Below are 21256 nucleotides of genomic sequence, written 5' to 3'. Positions count from 1 at the left end.
GGGGTCCTACCTCGTGCTCTTGGGGGTGGCCGTGACGTCGTACAGCCCGTCGTCTTCGGCTTCGGCGGCGAGTTGGTCGAGCGTCTGGCGGCGTTCGCTGCGGGTGCGCTCCTGGTAGTCGAGCACGTCCCGGAGCAGGACTCGGCGATGACGTCCGCGGGTCGTGTGCGGGATCTCACCCTCGGAGAGCAGTCGGACGAGGGTGGGCCGGGAAATGTTGAGGAGGTCGGCGGCCTCCTGCGTGGTGAGCATGGTGTTGTGCGGCGCGATGGAGATAGCCATACCCTCAGTCAGTGCGGTCACGACATCGCGAAGGACACCGTAGAGGTCGTCAGGGATCTCGATCCGGGCGCCATCCGGGCCGATCAGTTGGGCCTTGGCAGGTGCCTCGACGCTGGTCAAGCCCTGGGCGAACCGAGTCAAGGCCGCCAGATCCTCCGGCGGCAGGACGGTTCGTTCACGCAGTGCGTTCGACATGCACCCAGCCTGCCGCTATTCGAAAAAAACGTAAACGGATTCGCTGGGGGGGGATGGCTGCCTCAGTGGGCGCAGGACGGCCGTCGGCTACGAGAATGACTCAAGTCGACCTCCCCTGCGGCACGATGACTGCCACGGTCAGCAGGCCCGACTGGCGGTCGCCGACCGCCAGTCGGGCCGACGACGGACTTACTCGGCTCTGGCAGCTGGAGTTGAAACGGGTGTTCGACAGTTTGGCCCGGTTCCGTGCGGAGGTGCTGGTTCAGGCTCGGGCGAAAGCTCTGGCCTGCCTGCGGCAGAATCCCCGTGCCGGGTTGAGCCCGCTGGCGTAGGACCAGGGGAACTGGGTCACGACGTTGTCGGTGAGCCGGAATTGTTCAGCTGCGGCGGCTTGGTCGCCTGCGAGTGAGAATGCCAGGGCGAAGGTGCCATGGACAATCGGCCCGGTACGCGGGTGCCGTTGGTAGTCCGGGTGACGGACGGATAGATCTGCGGCCTCGTGCAGGGCGGTCAGGACGTTCGAAGACCGTATGTAGGCTCTGGCCTGGTGTCGTCCGCGCACGTCTATCAGGCCGGTGCGGAAGTCGAGCCAGCGCTCCAGGTGTGCTTCGGCGACGAGCATGCCCAGTGGGCTGCCGGCCAGTGCTTTGTGCATCGCTGTGGTGGCGAAGGTGTGCATTTCGTCGTGCGATCCGCCCCATTTGCGGGACAGTTGCTGCAGCATCTGCTGGTGGGCCTGCAGGTGTCCAGGGCATCGCGAGGCCACTTCCTCGAACCGTCGGCGGGTTTCGGTGACACCGCGCTGTCGTGACCGACTGGCTTTCATCAACCAGTACCAGGCGACGACATTGTCCGGAGCCCGTCGGACCACTGGTTGCAAGCAGCCCTCGGCGCGGGCCAACCGTTCGAAGAAGACCGCGAACCGTTCCTTGCCAACATATTTGGCTTGAGTGTTTGTCCGTGCCTCCCAAGCCCAGACGACAGCCCGGGCTCCGTGTACCAGTAGCGGCAGGGTGGGGTCGGAAGCGGACCGCGCCACTTCAGGAAGCCAGTCCTCGCAGCCGGCGACTTGGGAGGCGACGTTGACCAGGAACGTCAGATCTTCAGGTTCGGTGGCCGCCTCCAGCAACATCTGGGTGGTCGCCCAGTCGCCGTCGAGCATCGCCTGCTGCAGTTTGGCCCCTTCGGAATCTCCATAGGTCGGGTCGATCGGCAGCGACTTGGGGCCGGTGTACTTCCGGCCGAACGGGTGGATCATCGTGGCGCTCCATCGATCTGAAGGGCGGGGTGGTGCTCCGGTCAGCTTCTGGCGAGTTGGTCGGTGACCCGGGGAAGTAGCTGGAGCAGGCCGGCTTTCGCCTTGGTGGTCTCAGCGTCCTGGTATGCGAGCGCGGCGAACAGCGTATGGCCGGGTACGTCGCGGCCGGCGAAGACGACACACTCGGTCCGCTCGTCGCCTTGCAGTGTCAGGCGTCGGAGGCAGTATGCCTCGGTTCCGGGACCGGCATCGACCGTCTCGATGACGTCGCCGATCCGGCAGGTGTCCTTCTTCTGTCGAACCCGGTCCAGGAGGGCTGCCGTCTTCAACGTGGGGTACGAGAAGCCGGCGCTCATCGCCGTGTAATCGCCGACTGCCCAGGTTTGAAGGCCAGCCTTCCATGCCCGGGCGTACGCCGCCTGCGGCTGTTCCTGGGGGGAGAGCGCCATGCCGCATCCGAGGATGACGGTGGCAACGGGCTGGTCGACGTCAGGCTTGGTGCCGGGGAGCAGGGAGTTCAAGGCTTCGGTGGGGAGCACGATTCGTTTCGCGGCAGCCGAGCTGTCGACGTCTGACAGTGCGACAGGGGAGGTCTTCTCCGTGGTGGTGGCGGCGGGGCCTGGGGCGCAGGCAGTCAATGTGAGCGTGGCTGCGAGAACGAGAGTGACCCGACCGGCGGACATGGAACTCCAGGCGATGAGTGAGAGGACTTCGCAGAATATCGCGTTCGAGGCCGGCGACCTCGGCGAGCCGGTGGGCGGGTGATTGGGACGTCGTAGACGGTGCCGACGACGTCGACAGTTGGTCGTACCCGTAGTTGATTGGTCGTCGTGCCGCCGCAGGGCTTTCGACGACCGGTGGCAAGACGGGATCGACATGTCGCAGCAGTCGCTGGGCGCTCCGCGCGGCGGAGCATGCACAGGTTCTGCATGTCGGCTCGGATTGTCGCGTTGGGGTAGCCTCGGGCGAATGTCGACTGTCCGAGGAGCGGGCCCGGCCGGTAGGTCCAGCGATGGAATAGCGGTGCACGGCTTGGAAAGCATGGCAGGCTTCGGTGGTCGGCGGGTCGGGGTCCGCCGGGGGCTGTTCGCTGCCGAGTGCCCTGCGTTGGTGGCTGAGTGGGCCGCTGACCTCAATGGGCCGATCCCGGCGGCCCTGACCGCGGGTACGGGGCGGCGGGTTTGGTGGCGGTGCGGGGAGTGTGGCCATACCTGGCAGGCGGTGGTTGGGGTCCGGGTGCGCACCGGCACCGGTTGTCCGGTGTGTGCTCCGGCGCGGGGGCTGGCTACCCGCCGGGCTGGACGGACCCTGCTGGAGGTGCGCCCCGATCTGGCCGCTGAGTGGGACCACGAACGCAACGAGATGGCTCCGCAGGCTGTGACTGCAGGGTCCGGGCGCGTCGCGTGGTGGCGGTGTTCGTGGTGCGCGTGGCGGTGGCAGGCCCAGATCGCTTCACGGGTCCGTATCCCCGAGGGCACCGGTTGTCCTGCGTGTGCGGGCCGCTACCGCCAACCTCTGCCCGAGTCACATCCGCATCTGGCGGCCCAGTGGGACCATGACCGCAACCCTGTCGGCCCGGGCGAGGTGACGGCGGGTTCCCTGCGGGTCGTGGCGTGGCGGTGCGAGCGTGGACATCTGTGGACCGCGAGGATTGCCTCCCGGGTGGCGGGAGCCGGGGGGTGCTTTCATTGCCCGCGCACCGTCAGCCCGCCTTTGTCGATCACTCACCCGTGGCTGGCGACCGCGTGGGACGCGGAGAGCAACGGACCCTTGGGTGATGACGTCACCTCCGGGGCGGCCGACGTCGTCAGTTGGCGCTGCGAGCAGGGACACCACTGGACTGCGGCCGTCAAGTCCCGGGCTGCAGGCGCCTACCCGTGTCCTCGTTGCCCTGTCACCAGCAAACGGCAACCCGGCACCCCGTCGGCGGCAAAACTCGGCCCCGATCAGATCCGTGCCATCCGGGCCGACCCCCGGCCCACGCGCGAGGTCGCGCACGCCTACCAGGTCACCAGCAGCACGGTCACCCGCATCAAGTCCGGTCGGGCCTGGCCGAACCTCACCTGAAAGAGTGGAGCTGACCGAGTCCAGCGCTGCGAAATTGGGCGAAGGTCGCGCACGCCCGCATGGCGCAGGGCCCGACGACCCCCGTCGAGATCGTCTCCTACTCCTGATGTTCTGCGGCGAGCGCCTTACGCCGTTTGCTGATGCTCACTGCAATGAACGCGCATCCCATCGCGGCCAGGAGTCCAACGACGGCCCACTTCCCGAGCATGTCGTAGAACAGACCGAGTAACCAGTTGATCCGAAACGTGCCATCGGACTGTTCCGCGCGGGTGATGTCGACATACGTCCACACCGCCAGGCCGAAGGCGGCTACGGCGGAGACCAGCAGGTGCCACCATTTGTCTTCGCGCTTGGGGCGCTCCCAGCGAGCCATCAGACATGATCCTTCCACCAGAGTCCGGCGCGCATCGGCGACGGCCGGACGACGCTATCACCGACCGAAGGTGAGGATCAGCCCCGCAAGAATTGGCGACCTGGAAGACGAGCCACCCCGGGGGCCCTGTCAGGAAAACGGTGGATCTAGCTGGTGTGGGTGAGGAGTTTGGGTACGAGGCGGCCTTCGAAGGTGATTTCGAAGGCTTGGAGTGCGATTTTCCATCGGGCGGTCCAGCGTTTGCGGCCGGCGCCGGTGGGGTCGAGGCTCATCAGTGCGAGGTAGACGCATTTGAGGGCCGCTTGCTCGGTGGGAAAGTGCCCGCGGGCGTTGACGGCCCGGCGGATTCGGGAGTTGATGGACTCGATCGCGTTGGTGGTGGAGATGATCTTTGCCGATCTCGGTGTCGAAGGCCAGGAACGGGGTGAACTCGGTCCAGGCGTTGGTCCATAGCCTCACGATCGCCGGGTACTTGGCCTCCCAGGTCTCGGCGAAAGCGGCGAACGCGTCGAGTGCGGCCTGTTCGGACACGGCTGTGTAGACGGGTTTGAGGTCGCGGGCGATGGCGGGCCAGTCCCGGCGGGAGGCGTAACGGAAGCTGTTGCGCAGAAGGTGAACTATGCAGGTCTGCGTGACGGCCTGCGGCCAGACTGTCGTGATCGCCTCTGGCAGGCCCTTGAGGCCGTCGCAGACGACGATGCACACGTCCTGGGTTCCCCGGTTCTTGATCTCGGCCAGGACCCGCATCCAGTACTTCGCGCCCTCACCACCGTCACCGGCCCATAGCCCGAGAATGTCGCGGGTCCCGTCGACCGTGACGGCCAGGGCGACATAGATCGGCCGGTTCGCGACCGACCCGTCGCGCACCTTCACGTTCACACAGTCGATGAACAGCACCGGATACACCGAATCGAGCGGACGCGATTGCCAGTCGGCCATGCCGTCAAGGACCCGGTCGGTGATCACCGAGATGGTGTCCCTGGAGACCTCGGCGCCATAGATCTCAGCCAGGTGAGCGGAGATCTCACCCGTCGTGAGGCCCTTCGCTGACAGTGAGATCACCAGGTCATCGACCCCGGACAGCCGCCGTTGACGCTTCTTGACGATCTTCGGCTCGAAAGAGGCGTCCCGGTCCCGCGGCACCACGATCTCCACCGGCCCGGCCTCGGTGAGCACCTTCTTGGCCCGGGTCCCGTTCCGGGCGTTGGACCGCCCGGCCCGCTCATGCTTGCCATATCCGAGGTGGTCATCCATCTCGCCCTCGAGAGCGGACTCGATCACGACCTTCGTCAACCGCGCCAGCAACCCGCCCTCGCCGGTCAGCTGGAGCCCTTCAGCTCGGGCCCGGTCCGCCAACTGCCGCACCAGTTGGGCATCGACAGCATCGATCATCAACGGGTCTGAACCCGCCTCCTTGAGCTTCGCCATTGTCACATCAGACATCACGGGTTACCCCCCATTCTGGAGATCCACCCATATTCCTACAGGCCCACCCCGGGTACAAAACGAGCTCTGACCGGCGTCGGATTGATGATGATCTCAGTGCCATGTGAACGGCGATGGCGGCTGCGAGCACCGGATCGTCTCGGAGCTCTCGAATGTCACTTGGCTGGAGACATGGATGGCCTTGCTGATCGGATCGATCAGACCATAAGGTACTGGTCGGTTTCGAAGATGGGTGTGGTGTTGTGAGGGTATCGAGTTCCAGGTGTGTAGTGGCAGGGTTTGCCCTGCTCATGGTGCTTGGGGCGTGTAGCAGGCCCAGTGCGCACGCCGCGTCGCCGGCGCAGAGCCCTTCGGCTGCCCCATCGCCTTCTCTGTCGCCCTCTCCGTCTGCCTCTCCAACCCCGTCGCCTTCACCCTCCTTGTCGCCGAGTGCGTCTCCGAAGCCGAAGCCGAGTGTGACGTTGAAGAAGCCGGTGCCGGCGGGTGCGGATGTGCCGAAGGCGCCGGCTCCGCCGCCGGTGGCCGATGGGGTGCCGTTGCAGGGTCTGGGCACGTTCAGCACGGCGGCCGGTGGTACGGACGTGGTGGGTGCGGGTACGACGTTGGTGAAGTACCGGGTCGAGGTCGAGGACGGCATCGTGTGGGGTGCGGAGCCGGCGTGGACGGCGGCGAGTTTCACGTCGACGGTGGACCGGGTCCTTTCGGCGCCGAATGGTTGGACCCGTTCGGCGGCTGCGCCGGTCACCGATGCGGCGCAGAAGCTGACGAACGCGTCGTGGTCGTTTCAGCGGGTCGGCGGGAGTGATTTCAGTGTCCGGATCCGGTTGGCGAGTCCGAATACTGTGGACAGGTTGTGTGGTTCGGCGGGGATGGACACCCAGGGGGTGTACTCGTGCCGGTACGGCCAGACGATCATGATCAATCTGCGGCGGTGGTTGCGGGGCGCGCCGGGGTTCGCGGTGCCGATCGTGGAGTACCGGACGAATGTGATCAACCATGAGGTGGGGCACTTCCTGGGGTTCGACCACATGCTGTGCCCCGGGGCCGGTCGGCCGGCGCCGGTGATGGTGACGCAGACGATCGACCTGGGTGGGTGTGTGCCGAACTCGTCGCCGTTCGCGGCGGACGGCACGTTCATCACCGGCCCCTGGGCCGCCTCCTGACCGTCTGGACTTTGGACGTTCGGTGGCCGGCCGACGAGGTGATGTGCACCACCGGGATCTGCTGAAGCGTTCGCTGATTCGGCCCGCCAGGTTCCGTGGCGGGCCGGGTTTGTCGGGGATGTTGCCGGATGGCGGTCGTTTTAGTCGACAAGGGATGGGAAGTCAATCATTGATGTCCTTCGTGGTGGTGTCCTAGTCTCAGCGCGGCCTGTTCTCACTAACGGGGAGTGTCACCGTGCCTGAGCCTTTTCGCGTGCCCATACAACGCCGTCGATCATGGTTGTCCTTTCGACCGCGTCTCCTCACGTTCTCGCTGGTAGCGGCGCTGACAGCCAGTCTGGTGTCCGCGCCGCCGGCGTTGGCGGCCCCGGGCGGTGCCGCGCCGGGGAATCCCGAGAAGTCAGTTCCGGTGGGTCAGAGCAAGGCCCGGGCGCCGGAGAGGTTGGCCGATGTTGCGTCGGTCACGTCCACGGATCATCGTGATCTGCCGGGCGCGGCGACAGCCGCGGTGCCTGTCACGGGCGCGGTGACGGATGTCGGTGGCATGTCGGTGTCGGTGACCGGGGTCGCCGACCCGGTGGATCTGCCCCGGCCGGTGAAGGGTGCGATGGGCCTGGGCGCGGACCGTTCCCAGGCTCCCGGGTCCGTGCGGGTTCAGGTGGCCGATGCGGGCGTGGCGAAAGCCGCGGGCGTGTCGGGTGTGGTCGTGTCGGTGTCGCGCGCGGACGGGGTGAGCGGGGCCGGTCGGGCGCATCTGAGCCTGGGCTACGACGGCTTCCGTAACGCGTTCGGCGCCGACTACGCGCACCGCCTGCACCTGTTCGAGCTGCCCGCCTGCGCGCTCACGCGCCCGGAGCGCCGTGAGTGTGTGACCCGGCGTGATCTGGGTGCCGTGAACGCTGGCGGCGCGCTGACGGCGGATCTGTCGGTGCCGGGCGATCCGGCCGCCGCAGGTGTGTGGGCGAAAAACGCCGGTGGCCGGGGGCAGGTGACCGCGGCCGAGGAGAGTCCGGCGACGGTTGCCTCGTCTCCGATGGTCCTGGCGTTGGCGGCGACCGCGTCGACTGAAGGCGCGACGTTCACGGCGACGTCGTTGAACCAGGCGTCGTCGTGGACGGCGGGAGGTCAGGGTGGTTCGTTCTCCTACTCCTACCCGTTCAAGGTGCCGCCGTCGATGGGCGGACCGGCACCGCAGGTCGGCTGGTCCTATGACTCTGGGGCCGTGGACGGCCAGACCCTGGCATCTAATGGTCAGGCGGTGTTCGGCGAGGGCTGGAAGCTGTCCGGTGGGGGCTTCATCGAGCGGGGCTTTCGGTCCTGTGCGCTGATCGACGCGTCGAAGCCGGCCGACGACCAGTGCTGGTTCTCTGCCTACAACGCGACGATGCAGTGGAACGGCAAGTCCGTACAACTGGTCCGCGACGCCGGCACCGGGGTGTGGAAGGCGTCTGACGACGCGGGGATCAAGATCGAGCAGCTGTTCGCCACTGGGGACGGCAACTCCGGGCTGGGGAACAACTGGACCGCCAGCCGCGAGTACTGGAAGGTCACGGACAAGGGCGGCACCCAGTACTACTTCGGTGCGGGCAAGCGGTTCCCCGGGGACACCGCGCAGACGCTCTCGGCGCAGATGATGCCGGTGTACGGGATTACTGCCGGCGCCCCGTGCTCGGTGTGCCAGCTGCCGTACCGGTGGAACCTTGACTACGTCGTCGACCCGTCGGGCAACAGCGAGACGCTGTTCTACACCCGCTTCGACGGCTACGTGGGTGCGAACAACAACACCAACGTGCAGTCCTACACCGTCAACGCGAACCTGGATCACATCGACTACGGCACCCGGGCGGGGCAGGAAAACACCGCCATGGCCCCGATGCGCGTGAACTTCGAGAAGACGCTGCGGTGCAACGGGGCGTGTGCGCAGAACACGTCGGACTATCCGGAAACGCCGTGGGACCTGTACTGCTCGTCGGCGACGTCGTGCCCGAACACCAAGTCGGCGGTGTTCTTCAACCAGTACAAGATCTCCCAGGTCGGCACGTTCATCTGGAACACTGGTGCCGGGGCCTACCGCAACGTCGATAAGTGGGATCTCGCGTATTCCTACCGCTCGGCCGGGGTGACCGACGACATGTCGTCGAACCTGTGGCTGGACACGATCACCCACACCGGTTACGCCCAGGACGGCACGACGGGTCTGGCCGAGCCGGCGGTGACGTTCCAGCCGGTGGGGATGCGCAACAAGGTCGACTACGGCTCCTACGCCGGCGACTCGCCGTACACGCACTTTCGGATCGGGTCGATCCTCAACGGGGTCGGCGGGCAGACCCTGGTCACCTACTCAGGTGCCGAGTGCGTCAACCACGACTACAAGCCCAAGCCGGACGCCAACCCCAACCGCTGCTACCCGCAGTTCTACAAACCCGCCCAGTCACCTGCGGCGTGGCGCTGGTTCAACAAGTACCTGGTCACGGATGTGGTCGACAAGGACCTCACCGGCGGCGGGCCCGATGAGACCTGGCACTACGACTACTCGACGACCGGAACGTCGGATGTGGCGCTGTGGTCACACGACTACGCCGAAAACTCGGTGCTGGCGACCCGGTCGTGGAACCTGTGGCACGGGTACCCGACCGTCACCACCACCCACGGCGCCGCCGGCGGCCCCCAGACGGTCGACCGCAACCTGTACTTCCGCGGCATGCACGGCGACGGACGCGCGTCCGGCGACAACCAGTCCATGGTGTGGGGAGCGCGTTCGGTCGGCCTGAGCACACCGGTGCTTCCGGCCGTCGGCACGGCCGGTCAGGCAGGGGCGATCGCCGGCACGGCAGGGCGGTGTCTGAACATCACCGGCTCCGGCACGGCGAACGGCACCGCGGTGCAGTCGTGGGACTGCACCGGGGCCGCCAACCAGGTGTGGAAACGCCAGACCGACCTGTTGGTCAGCACGCCGCTGGTCAACCCCGCCACCGGCAAGTGCCTGGACATGGACTCCACATATGGCGGGGCCAACGGCTCCATCGTCCAACTGTGGGACTGCTCGCCCGGCGCGTGGAACCAGCTGTGGCAGTTCCAGCCTGACGGCTCGTTGCGTAACCCGCAGACCGGCAGGTGTCTGGAGATCGGCAACTGGGCCCTGGGCAACGGCGGGCGGGCCCAGGTCTGGGACTGCGCCAACCAGTGGAACCAGAAATGGCAGCCCCAGGCCAGCGGTGCCCTGATGACGGCCCCGAACGCCCGCTGCGTCGACAACCCCAACGCCAGTACCGCCAACGGCAACCCGATCGTCAACCTCTCCTGCAACGGCTCACCGGCCCAGGTCTGGCAGCCACAAGCCAATAGCGCGATCCTCAACCCCGCCGCCGGAAAATGCCTCGACGTCGCCAACGCGGCCACCACCAACGGCAGCATCGTCGAGCTGTACCAGTGCAACGGCACCGCCGCGCAGGTCTGGAAGCCCCAGGACGACGGCACCCTCAAAAACCCCAACGCCAACAAATGCCTCTCCGCTGGGTTCGCCGCCAACAGCAACCAACTCACCATCTGGGACTGCAACCCCACCGACCTCGCCCAACGCTGGACACAGCTGATCCCCGACTCCGAAGGGCTCCAGGGCTACCTCCGCGAGGCCCAGTCCCTCGACGGCGCCCAGATCGCGGACTCCACAATTCACACCCCGACCGCGGTACGCACCGCACTGCGTGCCACCCCGATCGCCGGGGGCCAGGACCTCGCGGCGACCATGGTCACCGGAACCGACACCCGCACCCGTACCTGGATCCCGGGATCGAGCACGTGGCGGTGGACCCAGACCGAGACGAGTTTCGACTCCTATGGTCTGCCCGTCGGGGAGACCGACCGTGGCGACACCACGACGACCGATGACGACGCCTGCACCACCATCAGCTACGCACGCAACACCGCGGCCGCGATCGTCGATCGCGTCGCGCAGCAGGAAGTCACGAACTGCGGCATCGGCGGGTCGACCACGGTTCTGCAGGGCCAACGCACCTTCTATGACGGTCAGGGCCTCGGCCAGAGCGGCACCACGGGTCTGGTGACGCGCACCGAGAAGCTGACCACCGCCCCGTCGACGTACACGCTCGACGAGACGATGGCCTACGACACCCTGGGCCGGGCAACCAAGACGACGGACGCCCTGGGACGAGACGCCACCGTCGCCTACACGCCCGCGGCAACCGGGCCGCTGACGAAGACGGTGTCGACGAACGCGGCCGGACACGTGACCACCACGGACCTTGACCCCGGGCGCGATGCGCCTGTCATGGTTACCGACCCCAACGGTGGAGTCACCGAGGTCAGCTACGACCCCCTCGGGCGGGTCTCGGCGGTTTGGTCGCCGACCGAGCCTCGCACGGGGCCTGCGAGCAGCCTGTTCGAGTACACGCTGTCGGCGTCGGTTCCGTCGAAGGTGACGCAGAAGAAGCTGCAGAACGGGACAACATACCTGGAGTCCCACAGCTACTACAACGGCTTCATGGACCAACGCGAGGTCCAACGCCCGGCCCCCGGTGGCGGCCGGATCGTGCAAGCGGTCAAGTACGACGCACGCGGCCTGACCACCTCACAGGCTGCAGCTTTCTACAACAACGGCGTGGCTGGTTCGGGCATCGTCAACGCCGCAGACTCAACAATTCCGTCGTTGACGACCGTCGACTACGACAACCTGGAGCGCCCGACCGCCGAGCACCTCAAGGCCCTGGGCGCCGAGAAGTGGCAGACCACCACCGCCTACCAGGGCGATCGGATCACCGTCACCAGGCCTGACGGCATCCTCGCCGTCCAGGAGATGGACGCCAACGGCCGCACCACCAAGTCGACGCGCTACCCGACCGTTGGGGTCGGTGAGTCCACGACGTACCTGTATGACCGGCTCGATCAGCTGACCCAGGTCACAAGCCCGGCCGGAAACATGACCAAGTACGGATATGACCTCGAAGGGCGACGGTTCAGCACCGAAGACCCCGACGCGGGTACCTCCACCTCCACGTTCGACGAGGTCGGAAACGTCAAATCCTCTACCGACGCCCAAGGACACAAACTCTCCTACGTCAACGACGCCCTCGGCCGCCGGAAAGCGACGTGGAAGGGAGAGGTCGACACCGGCGTCAAGCTCGCCGAATGGACCTACGACACAGCCCCCGGCGGCAAGGGAGCCGTCGCCACTGCGACGCGCTACTCCGGCGGCAAGGCATACACCGTCTCGGCGGACAACTACGACTCTCGGGGCCGTGCCACCGCGAGCACGTACAAGATTCCGACCGGTGAAGGTCAGCTCACGGGCGACTACACCATTCAGCAGGCCTACGACGCCGCAGACCACGTCGTAGCCGTCATCTACCCGGCTGCCGGAGGCCTGGCTGCCGAGACAGTCACCGCCGGATACGACAACCTGGGATACCCGACCACCACGGCCGGGCTCACCGACTACATCACCCAGACCGATCACACGAAGATCGGCCAACTGGCCGGCAGGAAGACCGGCGCCGGGCCCGGACAGCTCACCCGCAGCTACGTGTGGGACTCCGCAACAGGACGCCTCGCCGAAAACAACGCGACCGTCGCCGGCAACCCCGTACAAGCAGACAAGTTCACCTACGACCAGGTCGGTAATCCCAAACGGATCCTCGACGCCACCGACAACCAGTCACAATGCTTCCGCTACGACGGCATCGACCGCCTCACCGAAGCATGGACGACCCCCGGTGACTGCACGGCGGCCCCCTCCACGGCCGACCTGACAGGCAAGGCTCCCTACTGGGAGACCTACACCTTCGACACCGCCGGCAACCGGGCCACCGACGTGCGCCGCAAACCAGGCCAGACCACAACCCGATCATTCGCATACGGCGCAGGAAAACCGCACGCACTGTCCAAGGTCACCACCAACGGCACCGACGGGCCGACCTTCACCTACGACAACGACGGCAACACCCTCGTCGGGACCGTCCGAGGAATCGGACAGACATACACCTGGGACGAGGAAGGCCGCGTAGCCACCCTCAGCGCGGGCGGTTCGACCACGACCCACCTCTACGACGCCGGCGGTGCGCTCCTCATCCGCCGGGACCCCACCGGAACGACGCTGTACCTGCCAGGCCAAGACATCCGTACAGCAGGAGGCCAGCTCACAAGTAACCGCTACTACGGAACCGCAGCCATCCGCGCATCCGACGGAACGCTCACCTGGATGGCCAGCGACACCCAAGCCTCCGGACGCGTCGCCGTCAACGCCACCACCGGCCAGGTCACCAAGCGGTATTACACCCCCTACGGCGACGACCGTGACCCCGTCACCACCTGGCCCACCGACCGCGGATTCCTCAACAAACCCAAAAACAGCCACACCGGCCTCAACAGCCTCGGCGCACGCGAATACGACGCCGACCTCGGACGATTCCTCTCCACCGACCCCATCATCGACCACGGCGACCCCACCGGCATCAACCCCTACGCATACGCCGCCCACAACCCCATCGCCAACAGCGACCCGACCGGCCTCCAACTCAGCCGCGGCGCCGAAATCAGCGGCGGCGGCGGCGGCATGACCGTGGTCGCCGGACAGGAGTATAAGGGCACCTTACGAGAACGCATTCTCGGCAGAGATCGCGCAAAGCCCAAGCCGAGGGAAGAGCCCAAGCCCAAGCCTCCAGCCCCCACCTCCCGCACCGCAGCCCAGATCGAGCGGCAAGCGAAGTCCCTGGAAGCACGGCAGAACCGTCAACTGGAACGTGAAGTCAAAAATGGCAGCGACGTCGACGTCACGCCAAACGCTTCAAAGAACAACCCAAAGCCTCCAACTCCTGGAGAGCCCAGCCCAAGAAACAACAACCCTAAGTCCAATCCTCCCAAGAAGAACGCACCAGGACATACTGTCGAGGTTACCCACCACAATGCCGAGACAGGAGAGGTCACCGTTGAATACGGAGTTCGCAGTGGCAATATCACAACCGAAGAGTCTGCCGCGCTAGGCGGGAAAGGCAGAAACGCGCAGCAAGCCTCCCACACTGAACACCGAGTTGGACGCAGTTCGGGGGCATCATCAGGAAAGAACCCCATCCCTGACGATCCTATGGCTGGACAGGTGCCGGCGGAGCCTGGAAGCGTAGTTGCCATCAAGGGGCAGCTCCCGCCATGTGCGCAGTGCAAGGGTGCGATGAACCGGATGGTAAGAGAGCTTGACGTCGATGTAGTGTACTCCTGGGATGGGCCGAAAGGTTCAGGTAGTTGGATCAGGACGAGGAGCGGCAAGTGAGGTACACGGCAAAGTCGATTGGGTTTGAAGAGAACGTCGAGGATGACTACCTTGACGTCTGGCTCGCCGAGGAACTGGACGGCACAGGGAACTCCCTTTCGTTGCAATGTCACATCCATGAAGTCGATGAGAGTGAGATCGAAATGGGGATGGGTGCCTATTCCGTGTCTACTCACGACGGCATCACGGTGTACGGTGCAATCGACCGCGTACGCTTCGAGGGCGCGATGATCACGTTCAACTTCAAGCCTGAGGATGCGGAGATTCTGCGCCTTGATGCAATCGTTGAAGTTGTTCTCGATGCTGATCCGGAGGTTGTTGAATCTGTACGCTCGGGTCTTCGGACTATTCTGACCTGGGGGCCCGCAGAGTCTGTTCCGGACATGACGGGGATCTAGAGATCTAGTTGTGGGTGGCTCGCTATTTGACTGTGTCGCTGACAGAGTCGAATAGCGAGCCACTTTGGTGGACGTGCATTCGGAGCTGAACGGATACACTGGACAGTCCTGGACGCCGGGCTGCGGTGGTCGCCGTGCTCGCTGCGCCCCTCACGGGGAGTTGTTGAATTGCCGGCTCTGTCGCGAATCCGGTGGTGACGGGTAGTGATCGTCATCGTTGATCCTGCATGAGGGAAGCCGACGAGCTTGTGGCCACGGTGTTTTCGGGACTGGCTCCGCTGGTGATCGAGGACGTGATCGACGAGGGCGCGCGGATCCTGGTGCTGGCTCGGACTCCACATCAGATGGTGGCGTGTCCGGGGTGTGGGGCGTTGTCGGAGCGGGTGCATGGCTATCACGTGCGGACGGTCGCGGACGTGCCGGTGGACGGGCGGCGGGTGGTGGTCCGGGTCCGGGTGCGCCGGCTGGTGTGTCTGACTCGGGGTTGCCGGCAGACGTTCCGGGAGCAGCTTCCTGGGGTGCTGGAGCGGTATCAGCGCCGTACTGCCCGTCTGACCAGGCAGATTGGTGTGGTGGTGCGGGAGTTGGCTGGCCGGGCCGGGGTGCGGGTGTTGTCCGCGTTGGCGGTGCTGGTGTCCCGGCACACCGCCCTGCGGGTGCTGCTGGGGCTGCCGCTGCCGCGGCGGCCGGTTCCGCGGGTGCTCCGGGTGGATGATTTCGCCTTGAAGCGCCGGTGCCGGTACGCCACCGTGCTTATCGACGCCGAGACTCGCCAGTGCATCGATGTTCTGCCGGGCCGCAGGGTTGAGATGCTGGAGTCGTGGCTACGCGAGCATCCCGGAGTCGAGGTCGTGACCCGGGACGGATCGGCCGCCTACGCATAGGCCGTCCGCCGGGTGATTCCCGACGCGGTGCAGGTTGGGGACAGGTGGCATATTTGGTCCAACCTCGGCCAGGCGGTGCTGAAGGAGGTCACCGCGCACAGCTCCTGCTGGGGCAAGGCCGGCCCGCCGCCGCGAGAGGACAGCAGACGGGCGGTCACCACCCGCCAACGCTGGCAGCAGGTCCACCACCTGCTCGGCAAAGGCGTGGGGCTGCTGGAATGCGGACGTCGTCTCGGGATCGCGATCAACACCGTCAAGAAGTACGCACGCGCTTCCCAGCCCGAGCGCCTGGTCCGGGTGCCCGCCTACCGGCCCACCCTCGTCGACCCGTACCGCGATCACCTGCGCCGACGCCGCGACGCCGACCCGGCCGTCCCGGTCCTGCGGCTGCTGGCCGAGATCCGGGCGCTGGGCTATGCAGGCAGCCAGAATCTGCTCTACCGCTACATCACCGACGGCCGCGTCGAAGCCGACCGCCTCGCGGTCTCACCCCGCCGGCTGACCAGCATGATCCTCACCCGACCCACCACGCTCAGCAACGACCAGCAACGTCTCTGCTACGAGCTCACCACCGCCTGCCCCGAGATGACCGTCCTGGCCGGACTGGTCCGCTCCTTCGCAGCCCTGCTCACCCCAGCAACAGGCAACGCCGACCTCCTCGACGGCTGGATCGCCCGAGCCCGGGGCGCCGACCTACCACACCTGCACGCCTTCACCCGTGGCCTGGACTTCGACCGTCAAGCCGTTCAAGCCGCCGTCACCCTCCCATTCCACAACGGAGGCACCGAAGGCGTGAACACGAAAACGAAACGGATCATGCGCCAGATGCACGGACGCGCCGGCTTCGCCCTGCTCCGCCACCGCATCCTCCTCGGCTGACCTCACCCACCGTCACCACCGGATTCGCGACAGAGCCAAAATCTTGACAAGCACCCTCACCCTCACGGCCGTGGCCACGAAACTTCTGATGACGGACATGTTCGAGCGGACTGACAACTCCCCCGCCAGCCGCCCGCCAACACGACGTCGCCAACGACCGTCACATGGCCGGTGGTGGGTTCTGGAAGCTCGGCTGCCCACAGACGCTCCCCGGTACGGATGTCCAGGCAAACCAGGTAAGGGACGTTCTGCGCGATGGCGAGACAACGGTCGCCGGCGAGCACCAGCGATCGCGGCCAGGTGCCAACGGGAACATCCCACACGACCGTTCCATCGAGGTTGTTCAGGCACACGAGTCGGGTAACGCGTTCGTGGACCACAACCCAGTCTTTGGTCACCGCCCATGCCGAGGACGAGCCGCGCTGGTGAAGCGGGCGGTGCCATCGGGGCGGAGCGTGCACTCGAACAGGGCACCAGACCAGGGGACCTCGCGCAAACCAGAATCCTTACGGCTCGTACCCGACCGAGCCGATGCACGCGGTCGCTCCAGGCTGATATACAGGCTGTTTCCAGCTGATGCCGGCGTCGACGGCAACTCACACCCATCCCGCCAGCAAGCCGCAATTTCCGGAGCCGTGGCCAGGTGGAGCGGTCACCGCAGGATCATCGTCGGCCCGTCTGGACCGGCCAGCATAAATCGCTCCATGTCGGAGGAGCGCCACGGGAGCACCGCGCTCCGCAAAACGGACACGGCGCGGCGGGCCAAAACTATGTTTCCACAGGTCAGAGACCATATGAATGGTGGGGCGGGTGGGGCTCGAACCCACGACCAAGGGATTATGAGTCCCCTGCTCTAACCGGCTGAGCTACCGCCCCGGCCCGAACAGCCTACCCAAACCCCAACCCCCCACGCCCACCCAGCCCCGTACCACCACCCCCAGGAACGTGATTTCCTCCACAGACAGGGCCGCACCACCGTTGCTAGTTTCGTGCGCATGAGCGGAGCGGCTCCACACGAGATTGCCTCCGCGGAGGCTGTGCACACGCCCAGGCCGGGGACCCCCCAGGAGGCCTGGCGGGCGTTGGTTGCCGGCAATGAGCGTTTCCTTGCTGGTCAGCTACTGCCGTACGAGGCGGGGCGGGCGCATTCGCGGACCCAGGAGCCGTACGCGGTGGTGATCGGGTGCCTGGATTCGCGGGTACCCCCGGAGTTGGTTTTCGATCAGGGTTTCGGTTCTGTGTGCGTGCTGCGCTCCGGCGGGCATGTGCTGGACACGGCGCTGCTCGGGTCGGTGGAGTTCACGGTGGGGCTGGGGGTGCCGCTGATCGTCGTGCTGGGGCACCAGTACTGCAGCGCTGTCCTCACGGCGACGAACGCCACCAGGGCGGGGGAGCGGGTCGCGGGGGATCTCGGTTTTCTGGTCGATCAGATCGCGGCGTCTGTCGGCGAGGAGGGCGGGTCTGAGGACGTCTCCCGCCGGCACACTCTCGCGACGGTCAAGACGATCATGGAGATTCCGTTGGTGAGCGACGCGTGGGCGTCCGGACGGCTCGAGGTCGTGGCCGCGCGCTACGACGTCGACTCCGGGCGGGTCGAGCGCCTGCTCTGACGGGTACCGTGGTCGCCGGCGTCCAGCGACGAAGCCGGGGCTGTTCAGCCAGCAGCGCCTTGCGGACACAAGTGGTGCCGTGCCCGCCACAGGGAACCCAGCGCGGTGAGGGCACCCATCGTCCCAGTGGCTACCCACCTGACACCGCAGCGCTACGCCCCTGTCGACGACGGGACAGCGCGCCGGCCGCTCTTGGCATATGCTGCCGCGCCGTGGAGCGAAAACGGACCGTCATCTTTCTCGTCGTCGGAATCTTCATTCTCTGCTCGGGAGTGGTCGGCCTGCTCGTCAAGATGGCCGGGAGCACACGGGGCCCGGTCGGGGACGGCTCGGCCTTGACCCCCCAGGCGGGGACCTGCCGCCACGCCGCCGACGTGGGCGCGACTACCCCGGAGGCGAGCGGCTTCCCTCCCACGTTCGGTGGCCGGTTCGCCATGTGCACCAAGGCTCACGAGATCGAGACGTTCTTCGTCGGCCGGGTCTCGGCGTCCCTGTCCGCCGCCGACGCCGAGAAGGAGGTCGACGGGACCTGCAGGGTCGAGGCTGACAAGTTCCTCGGTGGACCGCGGGGGACGGGCAAGGTCGCGACGACCTCGTACACGGAGGAGAACGCCGATCACCTGGCGAAGCGCTGGTTCAGTTGCGATGTCGCGGAGGTCGGGAACGCGGCCGGCACGACGCTTGTCACCCGGACGGGTTCCCTGCGTGGCGCGCTGGCCGGCACCAGCCCCTTGCTGCTCGGTTGCGCGAACAGCACGACCCACGACTTCGTCTTCCTGCCGGACTGTGCGGCTGCGCACACGACCGAGTTCGCGGGTCTCTACACCCTCGCTGACGATGCGGCCCCCGCCGATGACGATGCCCGGGACCGGTCGGTCGGTGCGGGTTGTCAAAAGACGGTCACCGATTTCCTCGGCTGGGATCAGCAAACGTTCGAGACTTCTGACCTGATCGACGTCACGTTCTGGGGTCCGAAGGCTGCCGAGGTCCGGGACGGGAACCGCGTCTTCCAGTGTTTCGTCACCACGTTCAAGGACCGCAAGCTCACGGGCAGCGTCAAGGGTCTGGGGGCAGGGAAGGTTCCGGTGACCGGTTAGTACCGGTGCCCCGGGTCCCGATCGGGACCCGGGGCGCGCGAGGTCAGGAGAACAGGTCCCCGAGGGTGCGGACGATGTCCACGTAGAAGTTTCCCTCGATGCCCCGGAACAGCTGGAACTTCATGTCCGGGTCGCCGAAGAACGGGCGCAGCGTCCAGCCGAGCTGGGTGCCGACGAACCCGAAGAGCAGGATCCAGATGTACAGCAGGCCCATGCTCGCCGGCCGCTCGCCCGGCGGGAGCTGTGGCTGCATCGGGCGCTGCCCGGGGTGCATCGGGCGGCCGTGGTGCATGTTCGGCGGCATGGGCATCGGCATGCCCGGGTGCGTGCCGTTCGGGTGGGCCGGTGCGGTGATCGCGACGTTGGCCGGGCCGGCCATCACGACCTGTGGGGCCGGTGCCTCGGCGGGAGTCACGCCCGGGTCGGCGTCCGGGGCGCCAGCGGGCACGGGGACCGGCACGGCCTCGGGCACGAGGGCCGGCGCGGGAACCGGAGCCTGGAGCGTCACCATGGCCGCCTGCCGCACCTCCGCCTCGCGGTGCCGGTTGAACGCCTGCATGCCCGACGTGAGGAACTTCAGGCCCACGAACGCCGAGAGCACCAGGATCGCGACGTTGAGCAGCTTGAAGAAGCTGTAGTTCGGTGCGGTGATCAGGAAGAACAGGCTGATCGGGGTGAACGCGAGGGCCAGCGTCGACATGACGGTGATCGCGGTCATCACGAGGGAGACGGCCTGGTTGATGGACAGCTTTGCCCCGAAGACCAGATTGAACAGGTACAGCGTGGGCAGGCAGATCGCCAGCGTCACCAGGAACAGGATCGGCAGCTTCACCAGGGAGACGACCGCCTGCAGCGGGCCGTTGGAGAAGCCGAGCACCGCGCCGTAGACGGCGAGGGCGATCGATGAGCTGGCCAGCATCTGGCCGGTCAGGTGGGTGAGCTTGCGCTGTTCGATGATCTGGCGCCAGATTCCCTCGCGGTCGCGCAGAATCCGTTCGATGACCAGCTGGCCGTTGGCTGCGGCCATGTGACCCTCCTCGGGGGGTGAGGCTGTTCGATGGTTGCCGTACGTTACCCGCTCACCGTCCCCTGATGTAGTCCTCCATCTCGGACACGGCGACCACTGCCTGTGACAGTTCGGTGGTGTGCACGGCTGGCGGGGCGGGCTTTCCCTGGTCACGCAGGGTCAGCTCGAGCCGTTGGGCGCCGAGCGCGAGCTGCTCGATCTCCGAAATACGTTCGCTCAGTGTGCTGATCCGGGCCCCTCGGGCGGCTGCGAGGTCCTCCAGGCCGGGGGAGACGGGCAGGGGCGGGAGGGCGGCGAGGGCGCGCAGTTCGGTGAGCACCGTCCATTCCGCGCGGTCGAGTTCGCCGTCGGCGAGGGGGAGCCAGCCCTCGGTGAACGGCTGGCTGGACCGGACCCGGGCGGCAGCGGCCTGGACCCGGCCGGCGAGGTCGCGGAGCGCCGGCGGAAGGTCGTCTAGCGCGTCGGCCGTGAGGATGTCGGCCCCGAGCCTGCGGAGTCTGCGGGCGTGCAGGGCGGCGCGGACCGCCAGGGCGTAGCCGCCGGCGGCGACGAGGAGCCCGCCGCCGCACACGATGATCCGGAAGGCGGTGGGGTGTCCGACGTTCGGCAGGGTGCCGCTGATCAGCACGCCCAGGCCGAAGCCGCCGAAGATCGTGCCGAGGGTGACGCCGAGGAGCGCGGTGAGTCCGGGGGAGGCGGGGCCGCCGCGCCGGTCCCGTTGGGGGACGTGCGGGGCGTACGCGTCGTGGAGGTCCGGCATCCCGCCAGCATCCCCCATCCGCCCGGCCCCGCGACAGTGCCCGGGGCCCTCCCGCCCGGGCCCAGCCCGCCCCGGGCCGGGGCGCCGTCCGGCCCCGGACACGAAAGTGCCCCGGCAGCGACGCTGCCGGGGCACTTTCACACAACTACTTAGGCGGCGGCAGCCTCGAAGATGCCAGCCTCGGCCAGCCGGCCTTCGGTGGCGTCCCAGCCGTCGTTCGGGTACGCGGTCGCCAGCGAGGCCAGCTCCGCGCGGATCTTGGCACCGTGCCCGGCGGCGGCCAGCACGCGGATCTCCTCGATGAACTTCTCCGAGGTGACCGAGGCGTGCACGGTCTTGCCGTTGGTCAGGTTGCGCACGTAGACGTGCTTGCCACCGTTCAGCGGGATCAGGTACTTGAACTCGCCAAGGACGCTGAGAGCGCCGCCAGCGGCACCTGCCTGGCCGGCGCGGACTGACGCGCGCGCGGTCTTCGACGTGTTGCTAGCCACGCGGAACTCCTTGCAGACGGACGTGAGAAAAGATGAGTAGCCAGCGC

Annotated in this window: 14 protein-coding genes, 1 tRNA gene and 3 pseudogenes; 8 read left to right on the top strand and 10 right to left on the bottom strand. The window is 66.8% G+C overall.

Features of this window, described 5'->3' with window-relative positions; genetic code table 11:
* Nucleotides 1–6: 6 nt before the first annotated feature.
* The 3 genes from IW245_RS22915 to IW245_RS22905 form a co-directional block, all read right to left on the bottom strand.
* Nucleotides 7–477, bottom strand: a complete 471-nt coding sequence (locus tag IW245_RS22915; protein WP_197005228.1) for a helix-turn-helix domain-containing protein — start codon at nucleotides 475–477, stop codon at nucleotides 7–9.
* 262 nt (nucleotides 478–739) lie between these two features.
* A complete protein-coding gene (locus IW245_RS22910) occupies nucleotides 740–1735 on the bottom strand; it encodes a DUF4034 domain-containing protein (protein ID WP_197005227.1) in 996 nt (331 codons plus the stop codon).
* 41 nt (nucleotides 1736–1776) lie between these two features.
* Nucleotides 1777–2274, bottom strand: a complete 498-nt coding sequence (locus IW245_RS22905; protein ID WP_197005226.1) for a hypothetical protein — start codon at nucleotides 2272–2274, stop codon at nucleotides 1777–1779.
* Nucleotides 2275–2611: 337 nt separating this feature from the next.
* Here IW245_RS22905 and IW245_RS42710 point away from each other — a divergent pair.
* Both IW245_RS42710 and IW245_RS40905 read left to right on the top strand, forming a co-directional pair.
* Nucleotides 2612–3418: pseudogene (locus IW245_RS42710) on the top strand (zinc-ribbon domain-containing protein); the annotation flags it as partial.
* 30 nt (nucleotides 3419–3448) lie between these two features.
* Nucleotides 3449–3802: a zinc-ribbon domain-containing protein gene (locus IW245_RS40905; RefSeq protein WP_231398898.1), complete on the top strand. Its 354-nt coding sequence runs from the start codon at nucleotides 3449–3451 to the stop codon at nucleotides 3800–3802.
* A 97-nt stretch (nucleotides 3803–3899) separates the two neighbouring features.
* Here the strand turns inward: IW245_RS40905 and IW245_RS22895 are convergent, their stop codons facing one another.
* Both IW245_RS22895 and IW245_RS22890 read right to left on the bottom strand, forming a co-directional pair.
* Nucleotides 3900–4175 (bottom strand): hypothetical protein, encoded by a 276-nt coding sequence (locus tag IW245_RS22895; protein WP_197005224.1) that lies wholly within the window; start codon nucleotides 4173–4175, stop codon nucleotides 3900–3902.
* 146 nt (nucleotides 4176–4321) lie between these two features.
* Nucleotides 4322–5567: pseudogene (locus IW245_RS22890) on the bottom strand (IS256 family transposase).
* A gap of 509 nt (nucleotides 5568–6076) precedes the next feature.
* On the opposite strand from IW245_RS22890, the gene IW245_RS22885 reads away from it, so the two are divergent.
* The 4 genes and pseudogenes from IW245_RS22885 (at nucleotide 6077) to IW245_RS22870 (ending at nucleotide 16224) form a co-directional block, all read left to right on the top strand.
* Nucleotides 6077–6784, top strand: coding sequence for a DUF3152 domain-containing protein (locus IW245_RS22885; protein WP_197005223.1), 708 nt, complete (start codon nucleotides 6077–6079; stop codon nucleotides 6782–6784).
* A gap of 409 nt (nucleotides 6785–7193) precedes the next feature.
* Nucleotides 7194–14063 carry a ricin-type beta-trefoil lectin domain protein gene (locus IW245_RS22880; protein ID WP_197005222.1) on the top strand — a complete coding sequence of 2290 codons (6870 nt, stop codon included), beginning with the start codon at nucleotides 7194–7196 and terminating at the stop codon, nucleotides 14061–14063.
* Complete coding sequence (locus IW245_RS22875) at nucleotides 14036–14461, top strand: Imm10 family immunity protein (protein ID WP_197005221.1); 426 nt, start codon at nucleotides 14036–14038, stop codon at nucleotides 14459–14461. Before IW245_RS22880 ends, IW245_RS22875 begins: the two co-directional genes overlap by 28 nt.
* 227 nt (nucleotides 14462–14688) lie before the next feature.
* Nucleotides 14689–16224: pseudogene (locus IW245_RS22870) on the top strand (ISL3 family transposase).
* Nucleotides 16225–16286: 62 nt separating this feature from the next.
* Here IW245_RS22870 and IW245_RS42860 read toward each other — a convergent pair.
* A complete protein-coding gene (locus tag IW245_RS42860) occupies nucleotides 16287–16685 on the bottom strand; it encodes an outer membrane protein assembly factor BamB family protein (protein WP_197005220.1) in 399 nt (132 codons plus the stop codon).
* Between the two features lie 338 nt (nucleotides 16686–17023).
* Nucleotides 17024–17100 (bottom strand) — tRNA-Ile (locus IW245_RS22860).
* Nucleotides 17101–17219: 119 nt separating this feature from the next.
* On the opposite strand from IW245_RS22860, the gene IW245_RS22855 reads away from it, so the two are divergent.
* Nucleotides 17220–17834 carry a carbonic anhydrase gene (locus IW245_RS22855; protein ID WP_197005219.1) on the top strand — a complete coding sequence of 205 codons (615 nt, stop codon included), beginning with the start codon at nucleotides 17220–17222 and terminating at the stop codon, nucleotides 17832–17834.
* Between the two features lie 212 nt (nucleotides 17835–18046).
* Nucleotides 18047–18931: a septum formation family protein gene (locus IW245_RS22850; protein WP_197005218.1), complete on the top strand. Its 885-nt coding sequence runs from the start codon at nucleotides 18047–18049 to the stop codon at nucleotides 18929–18931.
* A 43-nt stretch (nucleotides 18932–18974) separates the two neighbouring features.
* Here the strand turns inward: IW245_RS22850 and IW245_RS22845 are convergent, their stop codons facing one another.
* From IW245_RS22845 to IW245_RS22835, 3 genes are all read right to left on the bottom strand, one after another.
* Nucleotides 18975–19958: a hypothetical protein gene (locus IW245_RS22845; protein WP_197005217.1), complete on the bottom strand. Its 984-nt coding sequence runs from the start codon at nucleotides 19956–19958 to the stop codon at nucleotides 18975–18977.
* A 52-nt stretch (nucleotides 19959–20010) separates the two neighbouring features.
* Nucleotides 20011–20718 carry a hypothetical protein gene (locus IW245_RS22840; protein WP_197005216.1) on the bottom strand — a complete coding sequence of 236 codons (708 nt, stop codon included), beginning with the start codon at nucleotides 20716–20718 and terminating at the stop codon, nucleotides 20011–20013.
* Between the two features lie 149 nt (nucleotides 20719–20867).
* Nucleotides 20868–21209: a hypothetical protein gene (locus tag IW245_RS22835; protein ID WP_197005215.1), complete on the bottom strand. Its 342-nt coding sequence runs from the start codon at nucleotides 21207–21209 to the stop codon at nucleotides 20868–20870.
* Nucleotides 21210–21256 lie beyond the last annotated feature (47 nt).

This window comes from Longispora fulva, from assembly GCF_015751905.1.
Taxonomy (GTDB): domain Bacteria; phylum Actinomycetota; class Actinomycetes; order Mycobacteriales; family Micromonosporaceae; genus Longispora; species Longispora fulva.
The sequence above is the reverse complement of the archived record's forward strand: the minus strand, read 5'-3'. Positions and strand labels throughout refer to the sequence as shown.